This window comes from Bradyrhizobium diazoefficiens (genome assembly GCF_016616885.1).
Taxonomy (GTDB): Bacteria; Pseudomonadota; Alphaproteobacteria; order Rhizobiales; family Xanthobacteraceae; genus Bradyrhizobium; species Bradyrhizobium diazoefficiens_F.
This window is the reverse complement of record NZ_CP067102.1, coordinates 3,505,490-3,523,564: the sequence shown is the minus strand read 5'-3', so window position 1 is coordinate 3,523,564 and position 18,075 is coordinate 3,505,490. Positions and strand designations below refer to the sequence as shown.

Annotated in this window: 20 protein-coding genes, 2 tRNA genes and 1 pseudogene; 11 read left to right on the top strand and 12 right to left on the bottom strand. The window is 64.6% G+C overall.

Going from position 1 to position 18,075, the window contains the following annotated elements; translation table 11 throughout:
• Window positions 1-288: 288 nt before the first annotated feature.
• Window positions 289-1,002 (top strand): substrate-binding periplasmic protein, encoded by a 714-nt coding sequence (locus JJC00_RS16185; protein ID WP_200473518.1) that lies wholly within the window; start codon window positions 289-291, stop codon window positions 1,000-1,002.
• Between the two features lie 20 nt (window positions 1,003-1,022).
• Here JJC00_RS16185 and JJC00_RS16180 read toward each other — a convergent pair whose 3' ends face one another.
• Window positions 1,023-1,208, bottom strand: coding sequence for a hypothetical protein (locus JJC00_RS16180; protein WP_200473517.1), 186 nt, complete (start codon window positions 1,206-1,208; stop codon window positions 1,023-1,025).
• 203 nt (window positions 1,209-1,411) lie between these two features.
• Here JJC00_RS16180 and JJC00_RS16175 point away from each other — a divergent pair, with 203 nt between their 5' ends.
• Window positions 1,412-1,798: a YciI family protein gene (locus JJC00_RS16175; protein ID WP_200473516.1), complete on the top strand. Its 387-nt coding sequence runs from the start codon at window positions 1,412-1,414 to the stop codon at window positions 1,796-1,798.
• A 9-nt stretch (window positions 1,799-1,807) separates the two neighbouring features.
• Here the strand turns inward: JJC00_RS16175 and JJC00_RS16170 are convergent, their stop codons facing one another.
• Window positions 1,808-2,398 carry a TMEM175 family protein gene (locus JJC00_RS16170; protein WP_200473515.1) on the bottom strand — a complete coding sequence of 197 codons (591 nt, stop codon included), beginning with the start codon at window positions 2,396-2,398 and terminating at the stop codon, window positions 1,808-1,810.
• Window positions 2,399-2,525: 127 nt separating this feature from the next.
• On the opposite strand from JJC00_RS16170, the gene JJC00_RS16165 reads away from it, so the two are divergent.
• The 3 genes from JJC00_RS16165 to JJC00_RS16155 all read left to right on the top strand — a co-directional run bounded on the left by JJC00_RS16165 (window position 2,526) and on the right by JJC00_RS16155 (window position 7,052).
• The gene (locus JJC00_RS16165) at window positions 2,526-4,583 is read left to right on the top strand and encodes an ATP-dependent helicase (protein WP_200473514.1); all 2,058 of its coding nucleotides are present in this window, start codon (window positions 2,526-2,528) and stop codon (window positions 4,581-4,583) included.
• A 96-nt stretch (window positions 4,584-4,679) separates the two neighbouring features.
• Window positions 4,680-5,711: an LLM class flavin-dependent oxidoreductase gene (locus JJC00_RS16160; protein ID WP_200473513.1), complete on the top strand. Its 1,032-nt coding sequence runs from the start codon at window positions 4,680-4,682 to the stop codon at window positions 5,709-5,711.
• A 369-nt stretch (window positions 5,712-6,080) separates the two neighbouring features.
• Window positions 6,081-7,052: an MBL fold metallo-hydrolase gene (locus JJC00_RS16155; RefSeq protein WP_200473512.1), complete on the top strand. Its 972-nt coding sequence runs from the start codon at window positions 6,081-6,083 to the stop codon at window positions 7,050-7,052.
• A 139-nt stretch (window positions 7,053-7,191) separates the two neighbouring features.
• On the opposite strand, the gene JJC00_RS16150 is transcribed toward JJC00_RS16155, so the two are convergent.
• Window positions 7,192-7,277: transfer RNA gene (locus tag JJC00_RS16150), tRNA-Tyr, on the bottom strand.
• 207 nt (window positions 7,278-7,484) lie between these two features.
• Between JJC00_RS16150 and rlmB the strand changes: the two genes are divergently transcribed.
• Window positions 7,485-8,315: a 23S rRNA (guanosine(2251)-2'-O)-methyltransferase RlmB gene (gene rlmB, locus JJC00_RS16145; RefSeq protein ID WP_200473511.1), complete on the top strand. Its 831-nt coding sequence runs from the start codon at window positions 7,485-7,487 to the stop codon at window positions 8,313-8,315.
• Between the two features lie 62 nt (window positions 8,316-8,377).
• Here rlmB and JJC00_RS16140 read toward each other — a convergent pair whose 3' ends face one another.
• Both JJC00_RS16140 and JJC00_RS16135 read right to left on the bottom strand, forming a co-directional pair.
• Window positions 8,378-8,902, bottom strand: a complete 525-nt coding sequence (locus JJC00_RS16140) for a hypothetical protein (protein ID WP_200473510.1) — start codon at window positions 8,900-8,902, stop codon at window positions 8,378-8,380.
• Between the two features lie 44 nt (window positions 8,903-8,946).
• Window positions 8,947-9,432, bottom strand: a complete 486-nt coding sequence (locus JJC00_RS16135) for a hypothetical protein (RefSeq protein ID WP_200473509.1) — start codon at window positions 9,430-9,432, stop codon at window positions 8,947-8,949.
• Window positions 9,433-9,735: 303 nt separating this feature from the next.
• Between JJC00_RS16135 and JJC00_RS16130 the strand changes: the two genes are divergently transcribed.
• Both JJC00_RS16130 and JJC00_RS16125 read left to right on the top strand, forming a co-directional pair.
• Window positions 9,736-10,176 (top strand): hypothetical protein, encoded by a 441-nt coding sequence (locus JJC00_RS16130; protein WP_200473508.1) that lies wholly within the window; start codon window positions 9,736-9,738, stop codon window positions 10,174-10,176.
• A 167-nt stretch (window positions 10,177-10,343) separates the two neighbouring features.
• Window positions 10,344-10,418: transfer RNA gene (locus tag JJC00_RS16125), tRNA-Thr, on the top strand.
• Between the two features lie 68 nt (window positions 10,419-10,486).
• Here the strand turns inward: JJC00_RS16125 and JJC00_RS16120 are convergent.
• Window positions 10,487-11,172: pseudogene (locus tag JJC00_RS16120) on the bottom strand (class I SAM-dependent methyltransferase).
• An 84-nt stretch (window positions 11,173-11,256) separates the two neighbouring features.
• On the opposite strand from JJC00_RS16120, the gene JJC00_RS16115 reads away from it, so the two are divergent.
• Entirely contained in the window at window positions 11,257-12,012 is a 756-nt protein-coding gene (locus JJC00_RS16115; protein ID WP_246774228.1) for a dienelactone hydrolase family protein, read from the top strand.
• A 221-nt stretch (window positions 12,013-12,233) separates the two neighbouring features.
• Here JJC00_RS16115 and JJC00_RS16110 read toward each other — a convergent pair whose 3' ends face one another.
• Both JJC00_RS16110 and JJC00_RS16105 read right to left on the bottom strand, forming a co-directional pair.
• Entirely contained in the window at window positions 12,234-13,931 is a 1,698-nt protein-coding gene (locus JJC00_RS16110; protein WP_200473507.1) for a methyl-accepting chemotaxis protein, read from the bottom strand.
• 201 nt (window positions 13,932-14,132) lie between these two features.
• Entirely contained in the window at window positions 14,133-14,297 is a 165-nt protein-coding gene (locus tag JJC00_RS16105; RefSeq protein ID WP_200473506.1) for a hypothetical protein, read from the bottom strand.
• A 105-nt stretch (window positions 14,298-14,402) separates the two neighbouring features.
• On the opposite strand from JJC00_RS16105, the gene JJC00_RS16100 reads away from it, so the two are divergent.
• Together JJC00_RS16100 and JJC00_RS16095 are read left to right on the top strand one after the other, a co-directional pair.
• On the top strand, window positions 14,403-14,795 hold the full coding sequence (locus JJC00_RS16100; protein ID WP_200473505.1) for a hypothetical protein: 393 nt from the start codon (window positions 14,403-14,405) through the stop codon (window positions 14,793-14,795).
• Between the two features lie 316 nt (window positions 14,796-15,111).
• On the top strand, window positions 15,112-15,366 hold the full coding sequence (locus JJC00_RS16095) for a hypothetical protein (protein ID WP_200473504.1): 255 nt from the start codon (window positions 15,112-15,114) through the stop codon (window positions 15,364-15,366).
• 27 nt (window positions 15,367-15,393) lie between these two features.
• Here JJC00_RS16095 and JJC00_RS38765 read toward each other — a convergent pair whose 3' ends face one another.
• The 4 genes from JJC00_RS38765 to JJC00_RS16075 form a co-directional block, all read right to left on the bottom strand.
• Window positions 15,394-15,636, bottom strand: coding sequence for a hypothetical protein (locus JJC00_RS38765; RefSeq protein ID WP_200473503.1), 243 nt, complete (start codon window positions 15,634-15,636; stop codon window positions 15,394-15,396).
• A 254-nt stretch (window positions 15,637-15,890) separates the two neighbouring features.
• Window positions 15,891-16,598 (bottom strand): outer membrane protein, encoded by a 708-nt coding sequence (locus JJC00_RS16085; protein ID WP_200473502.1) that lies wholly within the window; start codon window positions 16,596-16,598, stop codon window positions 15,891-15,893.
• Between the two features lie 285 nt (window positions 16,599-16,883).
• Entirely contained in the window at window positions 16,884-17,306 is a 423-nt protein-coding gene (locus JJC00_RS16080; protein WP_200473501.1) for a hypothetical protein, read from the bottom strand.
• A 200-nt stretch (window positions 17,307-17,506) separates the two neighbouring features.
• On the bottom strand, window positions 17,507-17,926 hold the full coding sequence (locus JJC00_RS16075; RefSeq protein ID WP_200473500.1) for a His-rich protein BRANT: 420 nt from the start codon (window positions 17,924-17,926) through the stop codon (window positions 17,507-17,509).
• Between the last annotated feature and the right edge of the window lie 149 nt (window positions 17,927-18,075).

The following is an 18,075-nucleotide window of genomic DNA, read 5'->3' as shown; positions in this document are numbered from 1 at the left end:
AGCCTTATGCAGTTCAACGGTTTTGATTCTTCCTCAGCGCGCGATGCGCGCAGCGATCCTGTCGGCCCTTGGGCGATCCGAGGTCGGTGGGGTCATATCTTGCGCCCAGCAGCAGGATCCTCGCGCAAGGTACCACTTCACATGCTAGAATGACATCGGTGAAAATCAGGAGGCGCGCCGCGTGGCCGGCGAGCGGTGAGCATCGTGGCTTCGCACGAGCGCCATCTCCGGTAGATCACGCGGGCCCCAAAACCCAATGGTAGCAAACAAGGGTCAGATAGGCGCCCCATGTGGCGGATAGTTGTCGTCTGCCTGTCGCTGTTCGCAGCCGGCTCGTCCTCCGCACAGTCGGTGATCCGGCTGGCGCGGATCGCCGACATCCCCGATCAATATGTCGGCGGGGAGATGCTGCGGGCCGTCTACGCCAAGCTGAACATCAAGCTCGAATTCGAGGACGTCCCAGGCAAGCGCGCGCTGGCCCTGTCGAGCGCCGGCGAGGTCGATGGTGAAATCCAGCGGATCGGAACGCTGTCGCGCGAATACCCGACACTGCTGCAGGTGACGCCGGCGATCAACTACATCGAACCCGCGGTGTTCGCGACCAAACTCCATTTCGACGTGGACGGCTGGAATTCGATCAAGGACTACAGCATTGGCATCGTCCGCGGCGTCGGCTCGTCGGAAGCCGGCACGCGCGGCATGGACCGCGTCACGGCGACCACGAGCCTCGAGAACATGATCAGGATGCTCGATGCCGATCGTTTCGACGTGATAGTCACCGACCTCTTCAGCGGGCTGGTCGCTGTTCGCAAGCTCAATCTACAGGCCAGGATATATCCGCTCTCCCCGCCACTCGAGCGCATTCGCATCTTCCACTACCTGCACGAACGCCACCGCGATCTCGTGCCGAAAGTTGGACAGGTGATCGAGCAGATGGAGGCGAGCGGCGAGCTGGCGGCGCTGCGCGAGGTCCTCGTCAAGCAGGTTCTAAGCGCCCCCTGACAACCCCGGCCCAGCGCGGCTCAGAAACCGAAGAGGGCGAGCACGGACGGACGCTTGCCACGGCGGCTCTCGACAATGCGTTCGCCGCCACTCTCGACCGAGCTGCCGTAATAGCGATGATGGCCGGCCTGGTCGTGCAGGTCAGCAGGTTCGGACTTCCCTGCCCGCCGTGCGTCGCAGATGATCTTGATGGTCTGACCCGACATTGCCGCCTCCGATGAGCCTCAACTGTTCTTGTGGCAATCAGTCGCCTCTTCTCCGGACGGCGTTCACCCCGCCGGCCGGCAATCGGGTTTCAGAACGGTTTCGTCATCATCGCCGCGACGCAATATTTTGCGGTCGGCCGTTGTCGGTATCGGCGGCGACCATACGTCCTTCGGGCTGCGTGCCCGAAACAAACGAGGTGAAGATGCTTTACGCGATCCTGGCTTACCATGTGGAAGACGAGGTTTTGGCGTGGTCGCCGGCGGAGGACGCCGCGGTCGTCGCCAAGGTCATCGAGGTTCAGGCGCCCTTGAGGGCAAGCGGACACCTTGGGCCGGCCGCCCGTCTGGATGACACCCAAAAGGCCCGCACCTTGCGTGGCCCCGGCCCCGGGATCGTGCTGGATGGCCCGTTCGCAGAAACCAAGGAGCAGCTTCTGGGCTTCCACCTCGTCGAATACGACACCGAAGATGAGGCGATCGCGGCGGCGCGGTTGCTGCGCCAGGTCAATCCCAGTGCGGTCTACGAAATCCGTCCGGTCAAGCTTTACGTGCCCGCCGATGGGTTCGGCGCGACGCCCTCGAAAGGATGAGCGCCGGCTTCACACTTCGGTCTCGGCGCCGGCCCCATGGAAGCGCCGGATCAGAAGTCCGCCGAAGGCGATGAACCACAGGAAGGGCGCGACATGCGGCGCGAACCCCGCAACGATCGTGCCCGGCACAAACACGAGCAACGGAAACAGCGAGGCCATGGTCTCCCGGCGCCAGCCGCCAAGGATCGTCCACCAAAGCCAAGCATTGAGGCCAGCGATCGCGGTGAGGTGCAGGCCGTAAAGCACGGCGACGGCGCTGCTCATGGCGTAGTTGGTGTAAAGGCCGTTGGTCACCGGCAGCAGCACGATCGAGAGCAGGAAGAACAGATTGAGGATCACCGCGCCGCGGCTGCCCATCGGCTGGCGCGCGAGCCGGCGGTGATGGCTGATCCAGAACAGGCCGGCGATGATGAAACTGAGCGCAAAGCCCGCAAGCTTGCCGGAATAGGCCTGGGCCAGATCGCTCCAGTCCGGCGCGTTGGTGAACACCCCCGCCTTCGGCAGGTCGTAGGCGAGCAAGGTCATGGCGACACCAAATATGGTGTTGCTGAGCGACTCCAGCCGCCGCATTTCGAATTGTTCGGGCTTGAGCTCGGTCATGCCGGGGTGCGTGTCGCGGGCTGGAACTTAAGGCGGTCTTTTCCCTAGGTGTTAAATCCGGTTCCGTCCAGCCGCATTGCGATTCGCCAGCGGATCGCCGACTCTCTCCCTTTCACCGGGGCGATTCGTGACAACCTATCTGGACACGCTCAATGCGGAGCAGCGCCGCGCCGTAGAGCATGGCGTGGCCGATGGCGCGACCGTGGGCGCCCCCCTTCTCGTTATTGCCGGCGCCGGTTCCGGCAAGACCAATACGCTCGCCCACCGCGTCGCGCATCTGATCGTCGCCGGCGCCGATCCGCGCCGCATCCTACTGATGACGTTTTCGCGCCGCGCCGCCGCTGAGATGGCCGGCCGCGTCGAGCGCATCGCCCGAAAAGTCCTGGGCGAGAACAACGCCGCGATCATGCGCGACGCGCTCACCTGGGCCGGCACATTCCACGGCATCGGCGCGCGGCTGTTGCGCGAATATGCCGAGCGCATCGGCATCGATCCCGCCTTCACCATCCACGACCGCGAGGATTCCGCCGACCTGATGAATCTGGTCCGACACGAGCGCGGGTTGTCGAAGACGGAGAGCCGCTTTCCGGCCAAGGGCACGTGCCTGTCGATCTACTCGCGCTGCGTCAATGCCGAGATGGAGATCGAGAAGGTGCTCGGACAGCACTATCCCTGGTGCGCAGGCTGGGCCGCCGAGCTGAAGGGGCTGTTTGCCGCTTATGTCGAGGCCAAGCAGGCCCAGCACGTGCTCGATTACGACGACTTGCTGCTCTACTGGTCGCAGATGATGAGCGACGCGCTGATCGCCGACGAGATCGGCGGCCGCTTCGATCACGTGCTGGTCGACGAATACCAGGACACCAACCGCCTGCAATCCTCGATCCTGCTCGCGCTGAAGCCGGATGGACGCGGGCTCACAGTCGTCGGCGACGACGCGCAGTCGATCTATTCGTTCCGCGCCGCCACCGTGCGCAACATCCTGGACTTCCCGCAGAGTTTTTCGCCGCGCGCGGAAATGATCACGCTCGACCGCAACTATCGCTCGACCCAACCCGTACTGGCGGCGGCCAACGGCGTCATTGGCCTTGCCCGCGAGCGTTTCACAAAAAACCTCTGGACCGAGCGCACCTCCGCGCAAAAGCCGCAGCTCGTCACCGTGCACAATGAGGCCGACCAGGCGCGCTACATCGTCGAGCAGGTGCTGGCCAATCGCGAGCAAGGCGCGCTTCTCAAGCGCCAGGCAGTGCTGTTCCGGACGTCCTCGCATTCCGGCCCGCTCGAAATCGAGCTGACCCGCCGCAACATCCCCTTCGTGAAATTCGGCGGACTGAAATTCCTCGACGCCGCGCATGTCAAGGACGTGCTGGCGCTGCTGCGCTTTGCCGAGAACCCGCGCGACCGCGTCGCTGGTTTTCGCATCCTGCATCTGCTGCCGGGCATCGGTCCCGCCACCGCGCAGCGCGTGCTCGACCAGATGGCCGAGAGCATGGACCCGCTGCACGCGCTCGGTCAGCTTCCGGTGCCGGCGCGCACCGGTGCGGACTGGACCGATTTCGTCCGCACCGTCGAAAACCTGCGCTACTCGGAATGGCCTGTAGATCTCGAGCGCGTGCGGTTGTGGTATGAACCGCACCTCGACCGCATCCACGAAGATTCCGAGACGCGCCGCGCCGATCTGATGCAGCTCGAGCAGATCGCGAGCGGCTATTCATCGCGCGAAAAATTCTTGACCGAGCTCACGCTCGATCCGCCGGATGCGACAAGTGACAAATCAGGCCCGCCCTTGCGCGACGAGGATTATCTGATCCTCTCCACCATCCATTCCGCCAAGGGCCAGGAGTGGAAATCGGTGTTCGTGCTCAATGTGGTCGACGGCTGCATGCCGTCCGACCTCGGCGCCGGCACCAGTGCCGAGCTCGAGGAGGAGCGCCGCCTGCTCTATGTCGCAATGACGCGCGCCAAGGACGATCTGCACCTCGTGGTGCCGCAACGCTTCTTCGTCCATGGCCAGGCCGCCAAGGGCGACCGCCACGTCTACGCCTCGCGCACCCGCTTCATCCCGGAGCAGTTGGTCTATCTGTTCGAACGTACCGCCTGGCCGAAGGCCGCCGCGGCCGGTGCGCGCGCCGCATCACAGGGCCCGAAGGTCGACATCGGCGCACGGATGCGGGGGATGTGGCGGTAGATCGCACAAACGAAAACCGAGCATTTCCGAAAGCCGCCTTGTGACTTGGCCGCCGTCCATTAAATCCGGTCGATCCTCCCCACAGAGACCTGATCGATGACCGCACCGCTCGAATTCGGACTGGATACCTTTGGCGACGTCACCAAGGACGCCACCGGCGCCATGCTTCCGCATGCGCAGGTGATCCGCAACGTCGTCGATGAGGCGGTGCTGGCCGACGAGCTTGGACTCGACTTCATCGGGCTCGGCGAGCATCACCGTGCCGATTTCGCGATCTCCTCGCCCGAAACCGTGCTCGCCGCGACCGCATCGCGCACCAAGCGCATTCATCTCGGCTCGGCCGTGACGGTGCTGAGCTCCGATGATCCCATTCGCGTGTTTCAGCGCTTCGCGACCTTGGATGCGCTCTCCGATGGCCGCGCCGAGGTGATCCTCGGCCGTGGCTCGTTCACGGAATCCTTTCCGCTGTTCGGTTTCGACCTGCGCAAATACGAAGAGCTGTTCGAGGAGAAGCTCGATCTGTTCGCCGCATTGCTGTCGCAGAAGCCGGTGAGCTGGGAAGGCAAGCTGCGCCCGCCACTGAAGGAGCAACTGGTCTATCCGCCGGTTGAGAATGGTCAGCTTAAAACCTGGATCGGTGTCGGCGGCAGCCCGCAATCCGTGGTGCGCGCCGCGCATTACGACCTGCCCCTGATGCTCGCCATCATCGGCGGCGATCCCGAACGTTTCGCGCCCTACGTCGATCTCTATCACCGCGCCTTCAAGGAGTTCGGCCGTCCCGCACAGCCGATCGGCGTGCACTCACCCGGCTATGTCGCCGAGACCGACGAACAGGCGCGCGAGGAGCTGTGGCCGGACTACAAGGCCATGCGCGACCGCATCGGCCGTGAGCGCGGCTGGCCGCCGATGGGCCGCGACGAATTCGTCAACGAGGCCGAGCACGGCTCGCTCTATGTCGGCTCGCCCCAGACGGTCGCGCGCAAGATCGCCAAGACCGCCAAGGCGCTTGGCATTGCGCGGTTTCAGCTGAAATATTCGGCGGGGCCGTTGCCGCACGAAAAGCTGATGACGAGCATCGAGCTCTACGGGCGGAAGGTGGTGCCGATGGTGCGGGAGATGGTGAGCTAGCCGGAGTCATCTGGACCCGCGCATGCGACGCAGATCGCCGGATGTGTAACCGGGTTCGCGGCGCATCCATCGCGACAAGTCAGATTGATGAGTCGGCGGCCGGTGGTGCCAGGACGTGCTGAGGACGCATGCCGGTGTCCCAAGCTTTGGCGGAACGTGTCCAAGATTTGGCGCATCGTGCTCGAACTTCAATGGAACCAGGCCACAGAGTCTTGAGACGATGATCCAAGAAACCCTGTCAGACCGAGGCCGGCCATTTAGCGCAAGGAGAGACGTCCGCTCCGATCACTAAGCAGATCGATCGCTCACCCGCCGCAGCAGGTCTGTACGGCCCTGCGGACATCCTCAAGAAACCATGGAAGCAACATCATGAACATCGACCGCCGAACCTTCGGCCGTGCCGCACTTGGCGCCGCCACCCTGCTCGCTACAGGGACCAACTCCTACGGCACGAAGGCCGCAACACTCGACGCGACGCCACCTGCGCGGCTACCCGCCGCCCATCGCTTCGCGCTCGGCGACTTCACGATCACGGCGCTCAGCGACGGTTACCTCAATCTCGGCCTCGAACTCTTTCCAGCCGCCAGTCCGGCTGTCGCCGAGTCGCTGCTGGCAAGAGCATTCCTGCCAAGTTCTATCCCTACATCCGTAAATGCCTACCTTGTCACGCGTGGCGACCGGCACGTCCTCGTCGATACGGGCACCGCATCGGCGATGGGACCGACGCTCGGCCATCTGCCGGAGGCGCTCGCCGCGGCCGGCGTCAGGCGGGAAGAGATCGACGCCGTCATCGTCACCCACCTGCATCCCGATCATGCCAACGGCTTGATCGGCGTGGACGGCAAAGCCGCCTTTCCCGCCTCTGAGATAGTGGTTGCGGGCGCCGAATTCGGCTTCTGGCATGACGACGGCATCGTGTCCCGGGCCCCCGATCAGATGAAGCCGTACTTCGAAATTGCGCGCAAATCACTCGCACCGTACCGCGGCAAGATCCGGCAGATCGTCGGCGAGGTCGAGATCGCACCTGGCATCACCGCGGTGCCGGCGCCCGGCCACACGCCGGGGCATCTTGCCCTGCGGATCGGCGCCGGCAACGCCAACATGCTGCTCTTTACAGACGTCATTCACGCATCCGCCTTGCAGTTCGCCCATCCGGAATGGGCGATCGCCTTCGATGTGGATCAGGCGGCCGCCGTCACCACACGCAAGAAGATGCTGGAGATGGCTTCGGCTGACAGGCTGCTCGTCGCCGGTATGCACCTGCCCTTCCCCGGCGTTGGTCACGTCACGCGCGAAGACGGCGCCTACGGCTACATTCCGATGCCGTGGCCGGCACTGTGAGAGGTCGATAAAGGCGCTCTGTCGGGTCGACAGCTCGCCTTGCCCCCCACGGGCTACGGGCGCGGCAGCCTTCGCTCGCCACGCGCCACGATCGTCTGAGCTGGCTTGCCTAGCTGAAGCTCGCGAAGCGAGCAAAGGCTGGTGGGGGAGGCAGGACTCGAACCTGCGAAGCCATGAGGCGGCTGATTTACAGTCAGCTCCCTTTGCCACTCGGGACACTCCCCCGCTCGACGGCAGCACAATCGGGCCGGACCTTGCCGGCGGACCGAATACGGCCATGGAACGTGAAGGCCGCGACAGCCCGGATGGGGGCGCGACCGGGCGCGGTTATGGGCGATCCGGTGGGGCAAAGTCAACCGAGGCGAACAGCTAAAATCACCCTCGAAGCCTCCCAAATTGCCATATTCCAGGACCCGTGACACAAGCGAGCCCATGAAGGATCGAAAATTCATCCCCAAGGGTCCCCGAAGCGGGTCTAAGCCCTTCAACAGGCCCGGGAAATCGACCCGCCGTCCGGCCTGGCGCGAGCGCGATTCGCACGCTGACGGGCCCGTCATCCTCTATGGCTGGCACACCGTCACCATGGCGCTCGCCAACCCGCAGCGCCGGATCCGCAAGCTGACGCTGACCGAGAACGCCGCAAAGCGGCTCGCGGACGAAAACATCGAGACCCGGATCGCGCCCGAGATCGTCCAGCCGCAGGAGATCGACCGCCTGCTCTCGCCCGACGCGGTGCATCAGGGCCTGCTCGCCGAGGCCGATCCCCTGCCCTCACCTGACATCGAGACGTTGGCGCAAGAAGGCATGGTGCTGGTGCTCGACCAGATCACCGATCCGCACAATGTCGGCGCGATTCTGCGCTCGGCTGCGGCGTTCGCGGTGAAGGCGATCGTCACCACCGCGCGCCACAGTCCGGAAGCGACTGGCGTGCTCGCCAAAGCCGCCTCCGGCGCGCTTGAGCTGGTGCCTGTTATCACGGTGCCGAATCTCGCCCGCGCCCTGAACGAGCTGAACGAAAACGGCTTCCAGACCGTCGGCCTCGACAGCGAAGGCACCGAGGACCTCTCGGACGTCGCGCTGCGCGAGCCGCTCGCGCTGGTGCTGGGGGCCGAAGGCAAGGGTCTGCGTCAGCTGACGCGCGAGACCTGCAGCGTCGTGGCGCGGCTCGACATGCCCGGCGAGATCAAGAGCCTCAACGTCTCCAACGCCGCCGTGCTCTCGCTCTATGTCGGCGCGAGCCGGCTCGGCTTGATGAAGCGCTAACGAAACAAAACGCCCGTCCGCATCACGCGGACGGGCGTTTCGTTGGCTCAACCGATCAGAGATCAGTAATAGCGGCGCAGCACGCGATGGCCGCCGTAATACGGCGCGTAGCGATGGGCGTAGCCATAGCGCGGACCGTAGCCGTAATGCGTGCGCGGCAGGTAGCCGTAGCGCGGGCCGTAGCCGTAGCGATACGGACGGTAGTACGGGCGGCGATAGGGATAGGCGGCCGGCGGCGCGACAGCAGCAGCGCGATAGCCATAGCCGTAGCCATAGTTAGCGGGCGCGACGACCGCGTCCTCCTGGTAGGTCGGATACGGCGCGAAGGCGCCCGGGCCGGTGTAGGTCGGGCCCTGGTTGACGTAGTAATATTGCGTGGTCGGTTCGGCGAGACGCTCATAGCCTCCGCCATAGCCATAGCCATAACTGGCACCATAGCCGTAGCCATAACCACCACAGCCGGTGTTGCAGCCGGAGAAAACCGGCGCAACCGGCTGGCACGGGTTGAAGCCGCAGGCCGTGGCGGGCGCAGCGCCCACAAACATCACGGCAGCCGCCGCGACCAGTCCCGAAATCATCTGACGCATTACTCTCTCCTGTTGATTTCCGTCTTGTTGGATTTTGACGTTTCTTAACCCGGCGGCTTGCCGGGTATTGCTGCATGCGGCCGTGGCCGAGGCCGCCGCGGATGGTCATTGATCTCGGGCGCGAGGATCACCGGCGGCGGATTGACGGGCACATCCATCTGCGGCGGCAACGGCGCGGACTGCGCGCCCCAGCTCTCATGATAGCTTTCGGCCGGCTTCGGCAATTTGCGGTTCGCAGGCGGCTCGACCTCGAGGCGGCCATAGCCGGGCTGCAAGCCCATGCTCGGATAATAATGGCCGACGTCAGAGGGCTGCCGCTCGGCCACGTAGCGCCCGCCATAGATCGTGGGCTGCACCTGGACGTTCTTGCCCAGACCCCAGACGCCCTCGACGACGGAATAGGACACATCGATATTGTTGATGATGATGGGCACACCGGGACGCCCGGGCACGACGATATCGAAACCGCCGCCGGCAAAGGCCGTTGCAGGCAGTCCGATCAGAAAGGCTGCGAGCGCGGAAGCGCGCATGGGAGGATCCCGGTTGTACAGCCGGCAACCTATCCGATCACGGCAGACAGAGGGTTAAGGCCCCCTCACCAAATGCCGGTAAGCCTAACGCACAAGGGTCGGTAGCGGCTCAAATGCTGCCGGGCGCACTAGCGAAACGTTAACGGCACACAACCCCTCGCACCGGCGAGGGCGCCGGGTTGCGCGATATGAACCGCACATCCTGTGCGGGCTCACGTTGATGTGACCCCGTATCCGAGAAACCGCGGAACCACCGCCGAATGTCGCACTTAGCACAGGTCTCAACAACATGGAGAAAACGCCATGACGCGCCTGAAACTTCTGGGCCTGGCCGCAATTGTCGCGTCCACGCTTGCCGCACCAGCCTACGCGCAAACCGTGATCGACAATTCGGCCCGCTGCACTGGGCCCTTCCAGGATCCCAATTGCCAGAATCTTCGCGCCGGCAATCCGACCGCCGATCGCGCCTATCGGCGTCGGCACATGGCGCGTCGGCAGGTGAATGACCAGTCGGGCTTCTGGCCGCTCGACACAGCGGGCGCGGTGGCCGGCGCCGCCGTCGGCACCGCGGCAGCCGTCGCCTCCGCACCGTTCCAGGGCTGGAGCAATTCCTATGCGAGCTACGACCGCGGCGGACCGGGCTGGCACGGCAATTGGGACGCCTACGCAGCCCGCAATGGCATTGTGTGCAGGCCCGGCACCCGGTTCAAGGGGGAAGACGGCCGGCAGCACGTCTGCCAGTAGCCCACAGTCAGGCGAAATGGTTCAGGCGGCCCCAAGGGGCCGCCTCTTTCGTGCCGGCGAACGCCACCGCCAGGTTCTGGTACTTCCCGGACAAGTCTGGTATTGCGACCGCGCACAAGCGGAAGCGCCGGCGCCAGCCGGAACCCGCGCGGGCTCCTAGCAAAGTGGCCGGCTTAGCTCAGCGGTAGAGCAGCGGTTTTGTAAACCGAAGGTCGGGGGTTCAATCCCCTCAGCCGGCACCACCACTCAGCTGCGCGATCAACTTCAAGTCTTCCACGCGCTGCCCTGTTGAAGATGCTCGAGCGGCCTGTCAAACGGGCTCGGCGCCGCCCTCCGGCAACTCATTCAGCCGCCAGAGCCCGAGGCTCTTGTCGCGCCAGCCGCCACCGCCCTCGTCGCAGCGTTCATCGATCAACTCGCGCGGAGGCGGCCAGTGGAACGGCGCCTTGGTCATGTTGAGCGCGCGCCAGTCGCCGTCCTCGCAATCGCCATTGTCTTTCCACTCCGGAAACGTCGTCATCAGCAGGAATTGCGCGCCGCTCGCGCGAAAGCAGGCGATGGCGCGCGCGATGTTCTGAAAACTCAGATGCACAAGACAGTCGCGGTACAGAATGACGTCGCAACCCGGCAGCGGATCGCGCGTGATGTCGGCGACGAGAAAGCGGCCGCGCAGATCACCTCGCGCCGCACGCGCCATGTTGGCTTCGATCAGGTATAATCGACCTCGAGCTTGACGCTGCCGATCCAGCCCGCATCGCCGCAGGGCGCATCGAGCAGCGAACGCGAGCCAAGCCGCCGCAACAGGCCGGGCAGCGCCGCGCGGATCCCCGCGGTGGCGCGATCCTCGGAGCCGAGGCCCGAGACCGAGGTCGGAGCCCCCCAGAGGTTGGTCCGCTGAATCCGCTCAAAGCGCGCGGCGAGATCGAGGCCGGCAAAATTCGCGCTGTCGGCAACGAACCGCTCATGGGCAAGCACGGAGGGGCGATGGGAGATCATCGGGTGGGACTCGTGTCAAGATTCCGTCGCAAGCGCAGTATAGAGGCGGCACGTCGCGTCCGAAACATGTCTCCGAGCTCGCCGATGATCAGCCGACGCGCGGCTCTGGCCGCCATCGCCGCACTGCTGTCCCCCGTCGCCGCACGCAGCGCGCCCGGCGAGCAATTCGACGTCACGAGTGGCCATGACAGCCTGCCGGTGTCGCGCTATGCGGCGGCAGTCGACGGAAAACGTCCGGCCGTGATCGTGCTGCACGGCTCACGTGGCATCGAGCTCAGGGCCCGCGCCTATGAGCGATATGCCGACGCGCTGACGGCACGGGGCATCGACGCCTATTTTCTCCGCTACATGACCCCGGCCGATATGGCTGCGTTGACATCCGACGCGCATGAGAGCCGCGAGGCCTATGAGACGACGCGGTTCGACGGCTGGGCCGATACGGTCGGCGCCACCGTGACTGATGTCCTCGACCGACCCGACAGTTCGGGTCGCATCGGCCTGCTCGGCTTCTCGCTGGGCAGCTACATCGCCGCCGAGGCCGCCGCGCGCGACAGCCGCATCGCAGCGCTGGCGGTGCTCTACGGCGGCATGCCCCACGCCATGGCCACCAAGGTCAAACACCTGCCGCCTTTGATCGCGCTGCACGGCGAAGCGGACAAGAATGTCCCGATCGCGGAAGGTCGGCAACTGGTCGCGCTCGGCAAGCTGGTCGGCACCGAGACTGAATTCGTGCCCTATCCGGGCAAGGCTCACGGCTTTGATTTCTCGGACACCGACCCGATGACCCAGGATGCGATCGATCGGGTCACGCGGTTCTTCCAGGCCAAACTCGCTGTCTGACTGGACAAGTCTCAAGTTGGATCAGAGTTCAACATGAGGTAGCGTCCAGGCCGCATGCGGCCCACCACCAGCCGAGAAAACGCCAAGATCATCGCCGGAGCGGTGGCGGCCGTCGTCGCGACGCTCTTCCTCTTCGCTGTCGCGATGGCACTCTTGCTGCCGCAATAAGAGCGGCAGCGTGCCGGCGGCGCGAGGCCGCCGGACCTTTTACGTCGCGCGGCTCAGGCCGCGCGGACCGTCCGCAGGAATTTTCCGACTTCGTCCTTCAGCCGGGTGCTGTCGGTCGCCAGCATCTTCGCGGTGGAGAGCACCTGCGAGGACGCCGAACCGGTCTCAGCGGCGCCGCGCTGCACGTCGGTGATGTTGGTCGAGACCTGCTGGGTGCCGTGCGCGGCCTGCTGCACGTTGCGCGAAATCTCCTGGGTCGCGGCGCCCTGCTCCTCGACGGCGGCGGCAATGGTCGAGGACACTTCTGACAGCCGCTCGATGGTCGCGGAGATGTCGCGGATCGCCGTCACCGATTCCAGGGTGGCGTTCTGGATGCCGGAGATCTGCTGGCTGATCTCGCCGGTCGCCTTCGCGGTCTGCTCGGCCAGCGTCTTCACCTCGGAGGCGACGACGGCGAAGCCGCGGCCGGCCTCGCCTGCCCGCGCCGCCTCGATGGTGGCGTTCAGCGCCAACAGGTTGGTCTGGCCCGCAATGGTGTTGATCAGCTCGACGACATCGCCGATGCGCGTGGCCGCGACCGAGAGCTCGCTGACCCGTTCGGTGGTGGTGCGGGCCTGATTGACGGCTTCGCTGGCCATCCGCGCGGATTCCTGCACCTGCCGGCTGATCTCGTTGACCGACGAAGACAGCTCCTCGGTGGCGGTCGCAACCGACTGAACGTTGCCCGTGGCCTCGCCCGAGGCAACCGCGACCACCGAGGTCAGCTCTTGCGCGCGCTGCGCCGTGGTGGCCAGCGTCGAGGACGACGCTTCGAGCTCGGTAGAGGCGGATCCGACGGCGTCGATGATCTCGCCGACCGCGCGCTCGAAACCGTCGGCGAGGTTGAACATGTCGCGGCGGCGCTGCGCTGCGGCCTGCTTCTCGACTTCCACCTGTGCAGCCTTGAGGCGTTCGACCTCGAGTGCGTTGGTCTTGAACACTTCGACCGTCTTCGCCATCTCGCCGATCTCGTCGCGGCGGTCCTTCTCGGGCACCTCGATCTTGAGATCGTTGCGGGCGAGGCCCTCCATCGCGAGCTTGAGCCGTGCAATCGGCTGCGACATCGCCTTGAGGCCGATGAACAATGCAATCGCGATGCCGAGCAGCAGGCCACCGGCACTGACGCTCATCACGGTCCAGATCGCGGATTTGGCGTCGCGGTTGATGGCAGCCTTGCGCTCGGCGACCGCCTTGCTGACATCGGAGGCAAATGCCGCGACGCGCGTCAACGATGCATCGATCAGCGGGTCGCACTCCTTGTGCGCCCGGTCGGCAGCCTTGGCATTTTCCTGTGGGCTGCTCGCGGCCGCACCGGCCTGAAGCACCGGGTCGCAGCCTGCGAACACGCCCTTCAGCTGGTCGCTGAGGCCCTTGATCTCGGTCGTGCGCGACGGATCGTCCTGCTCTGCCGCGTCGAGGAATTGACGAATTTCATTGCGGTTCTGGTCGGCGGTCTTCAGGCGACCGGCATTTCCCGCTTCCGTCGTCTCGGTGAAGACCGCATAGAGCGCCGCATGATAGGTCTCGAGGCGGCGCTGGGCCCGCGTGAGATTGAGGGTTGCCGACTGCATGGCGGTGAGCTCACTGAAGCCGTCGACGACTGCCGAGAGTTCGCGAGTGCCGAAGGCCGCGACGGCGACCAGGGCAAAGCCCATCACGGTCACGATCAGCGCAACCTTCAACACGATCTTCAAATGGTTCAAAAAGCTCATCGCAGCCGCCCAATAAATTTATCCGGTCACCATTGACCGAAGTGCCCAGCAGCGGCCATTGGAACCGGCTAACGTTAAAAATTGATACTGTTTGGCCGGGCAGCCTTACGGAAAAATAACTTTCCGGCGCCCGGGCATCGGTTCGGCTGGTTGGCGCCCGCTTCGTACCCAACGTCAATCCGCGCCAGCACTAGCTGGCGATCAGGTCGGAGTGGCCTCTTGGCCGTCCTCGGGCCGGGCATGGGCGCGCACCAAATCCTCGACGAACGCGATCACCTCCGCCCGCTTCTCAGGCGGCAATGACAGAAAGGCGCGCACGAGCCGCAGGCCCTGCGCTTCGTCCGACGGGTCGATCTTGGAATCCATTTATCCAATGTCGGGCGTTCGGGAAAAATATGCAATCCCTTGCAGACAGCCTTCTTGATTCGGCGCTCCGGCTTTGGTGGAATAGCTCTAACCGGGTGGTGGATCATGAAGTGGATCAGGGAGCGCGACGCACTGATCGCGCAGACACTGGCCTTCGTTCAATCGGTCTCCGGCAGGAAGGACGACGTTCGTCAGCCGGATACCGCTGCGGCTGCGCCGGTCCTGGCTGCGGAGATCGTCTCCGTCCAGACGGTGACTGTCGCGTTCGAGCCGCCGCAAGCGGATCTACTGCGCCCGGTCGCGCCGCCGCCCCAGCCGCTGCCGGCCGCCCCGCCACGGATGGCCGGCGATTTCCGCAGCGAGATGCAGGCTCGCATCGCCAATTTCAGAAAGCATCAAGAGCGCTTCGAGCGCGAGCGCGAGGAATATTGCGCGGCGACCCTGAGCAAGCTGCGCGCCGCCATCCGCGATGGCGCTCCGCCGCCGGCCCAGAAGTAGGGCTGGCCGGCCCGCCTACGACCTTACAGCCACGACCACACCAGCCAGAGATTGGCTGCGCAGGCGCCAAACAGTGCCAGCGTCAGTGGCAGAAGCATGTGCCCGCAGGAGGTTTTCAGGTCGGCCGACATGGCCGGAAACATCCGCTGATTCCGCCAAATGAGTCCCAAAGTTTCTTTTTTGGGGGATTCAGGACTCGTTAAGGACTCAGAGCCCGGCTGCCTTGCAGTCTGACCGCGGTCGATCACGGCCCCGTGATCGCTCCGGAACCCCTCGCCCCATCAAGTCGTTAACGCGCTTTCCGGGAGCGGGAAGCATGCCCTACGCCCTGTTCTGCAACGACAGCCAGATCAGCAAAGCCTATCCGAGCGAAGCCGACGTCTGGAAGCTCGCGCAACAGAGCGGTCTGGTCGTGGACGTCGGCACCGACGAAGCGCGGCACGGTCCGCGCCGGGTGCTCGACAATGACTATGAGATCAAATCGTGCCGGGCCGCCCAAGGCGAGGACCCCGCCAAGAACAAGGCCGACGCCGAGCGGGAATCCAGGATGGAGCTTCAGCTCAACTCGTAAGATTGGCCCGAAGGCTAGCCGCGTGCCTCAGGGCGTCGCGGTCGCCAGCGATGCCTGCTCACCGGCGAGCGCCACGCAGGCCTTGCGGCGGTGCAGTCCGCGGATCGCCCCGGTGACCTTGAGCACCTTGCCCGACTGACAGGAGGCGTCCTTCACGAAGGCGACCTCGTAAGGTGCCAACATCAGAGGCTCGGATTTGAGGATTGTTTGGGCAGAGCACGGCAGGGCGACGAAGCACGAGAGAGCCACCACCGACGCCAAGATACGCATGTTCGTTGTCCACCAGCCCGGCAATTCAGTAATAACGCCTTCCGGAGCGCGAGTTCCGTAAGTCGCAAAAATTATTTTTGCTTTACCCGATCCCCGTGACACGCGTGAGAAGGCACGCGCCAGACTGTTTGCTGGCAAATGACGTGCCAGATGGTTCACGCGAAGCGAACAAGAGCTCGGAATGGGGCTGGCAAACGAAAGGCCGGCGGCAAGCCGGCCTTTGTCAGATCGCGGTCGTGCTGGCGCCCGGCGGTTCAGTAGCGCGAGGCTGCCGGACCGCCCCAGCCGAAGCGATAGTTCACGCCGACCTTGACGGTATGCTCGTCGTCCCGGCCGCGAACGCCGACGACGTCGGCGGGACCGGAGGTGATCGTCGTGCTGCCGAAGTTGTAATACTGGTACTCGGCCTTGGCCGACCAGTTCGGCGCAAACATGTATTCGAGGCCGGCGCCGACGGTATAGCCGTCCTTGCTGTTGCCGGTGGTGGTGAAGGCCTGTGGCACGCCGGCGATGTTCACGCCAAGGCCGCCATTGCGCCAGGCGTAGCCGCCCTTGGCGTAGAGCAGCGTCGGGCCCCAGGTGTAGCCGATCCGACTGGTCACCGACCCGATCTGGTCGGTGTTGGATGTCACCTGCGTCCCAAGCGGGAACGTAACGCCGTTGTTGTTGGTCGGCAGCCAGGAGTACTGGGCCTCGATACCAACAACCCAATTGGGCGCGAACTGATAGTCGAAACCGCCCTGCACGCCGCCCATGAAGCGGGCATCGCTCGACTGGAAGCTGCTGTCACCGGCGAAGGCGCCGCCGACATGGCCGCCGATGTAGAAGCCAGTCCAGTTGTAGATCGCCTGCGGCGGTGTGTAGGCCGGCGCCTTTGTGTAGGGGCGCGGCTGCATGTCCGCCGCGGCCGCCGGTGCGGCCAGAGCGAGCAGAGCTGCTGCCCCGAGCAAAATCGTCTTCATGGTCATCCCCGTTCTTTCATTACGACACTCAGGAAACAACGTGGCGTGAATTGGGTTGCTTGGCGGCGATGCCGGAACGTTGATCGTTCGTTACTGCGACGGAGCGGCAACATCACGCTTTTGTTCCATCACGTCGGCCCGCGCCGACAGATTTCGTCGTTCGCACAAGTCCAGCCGTAACGATCTGTCGCAAGGCAAAACCGATCCGTTCAAAGCTCGCCGAAATGTGATCCCGCGGCTTCGGCGGCTGTTGTGTAGCACCGTCCGATGAAGGCTGGCTTTGCGCTACCGCGTCATCTTTTCCAGTTCTGGAAAGGGTGCGTAAACCGCACCTGCGCAGAGCTCGTTGGCGCGATCGATGACGCGGTCGGCCCGGCCGTTGACGTAGACAACGGCGCGCTCGCGCATCGCCTTGTAGCTGCCATCGGTCTCGCGCGGTGTGAAGTGCAGGCAACTGACATAGAACTGCCGCCCCCCGACCTCCCGCAGCACCGGATCGGCCATGCTGGCGTCGTGCACACCGACCGGATTGTTGAGATAGGCGCGCATCAGGGCCAGCGCGTCGCTACGAAAATTATCGGGGAATGGCTGCGGCCCTCCGGCCTGGGGCCCCTCCATCAGGGACGGGCGGTCACCCTCGCTGCCGAAACAAGCCGCGAGCGCCAGAGGCAGCGTCAGGATCGCCGCGCGTTTCGCCAATCGCCCCAAGGGATCAAATTCTCCAGCCAGTCCGACTCGGAGATGTTTCTAGCTTCAAGGTGGCTCAAAGGGAATTCGCTTCCACAAACGGCGCACCCGCCCGCCGCCAGCGCCTCACGCTTGCGCGCGGGGCGTGACGAGCGAGCCGGGCCTGAACTCCGCACGCGGCAGCAGGGCAATCCAGGGATGCCGCCGCGCGGGATCAGTCGTTAGCTGCGCTTCTCGGTGGTCACCGGCTTGGTGACGTCCGACTGCGTCTTCAGCGACTTCTTGGCCGACAGATGCTTGTGGTGATGACGATGCGTCCGCACGGTCTTGTGCTCGTCGGGCGTGATCGCGGCGTTGGCGTTCATCGCCTTGGTCTTGGGATCGACCTTGGGATCAACCTTGGCATCGGCCTTCACATCTGGCTTGGCGCCGACCTTGGCGCCCGATTTGATGTCGGCGGTCTTGCCGTCGGTCTTGACGCCGGCGTCGGGTTTGGCAGCGGTGGTCGACATCTTGCTCTGGGTCTGGTCCGCCTTGATGACCGGCGCGGTGGTCGTGGTGGTCTTGCCGGCCTCGGCGGCGAAGGCCGGAGCTGCGATGACGGAAGCTGCAAGCAAGGCTGCGGAAATGGTCTTCAACATGGTGGTCTCCTCTTGGAAGGATCTTGAGGCGGCGCCCTCTTGCCTACCCTTCGATCGTAGGTGGGAGCCTAGAACCCGCGCACTGAACCCAGTCTGAAGCCGGTTGCAGGCTTCCGTTCATCTCGATGACAAGTTTGTCATCTGCCAGA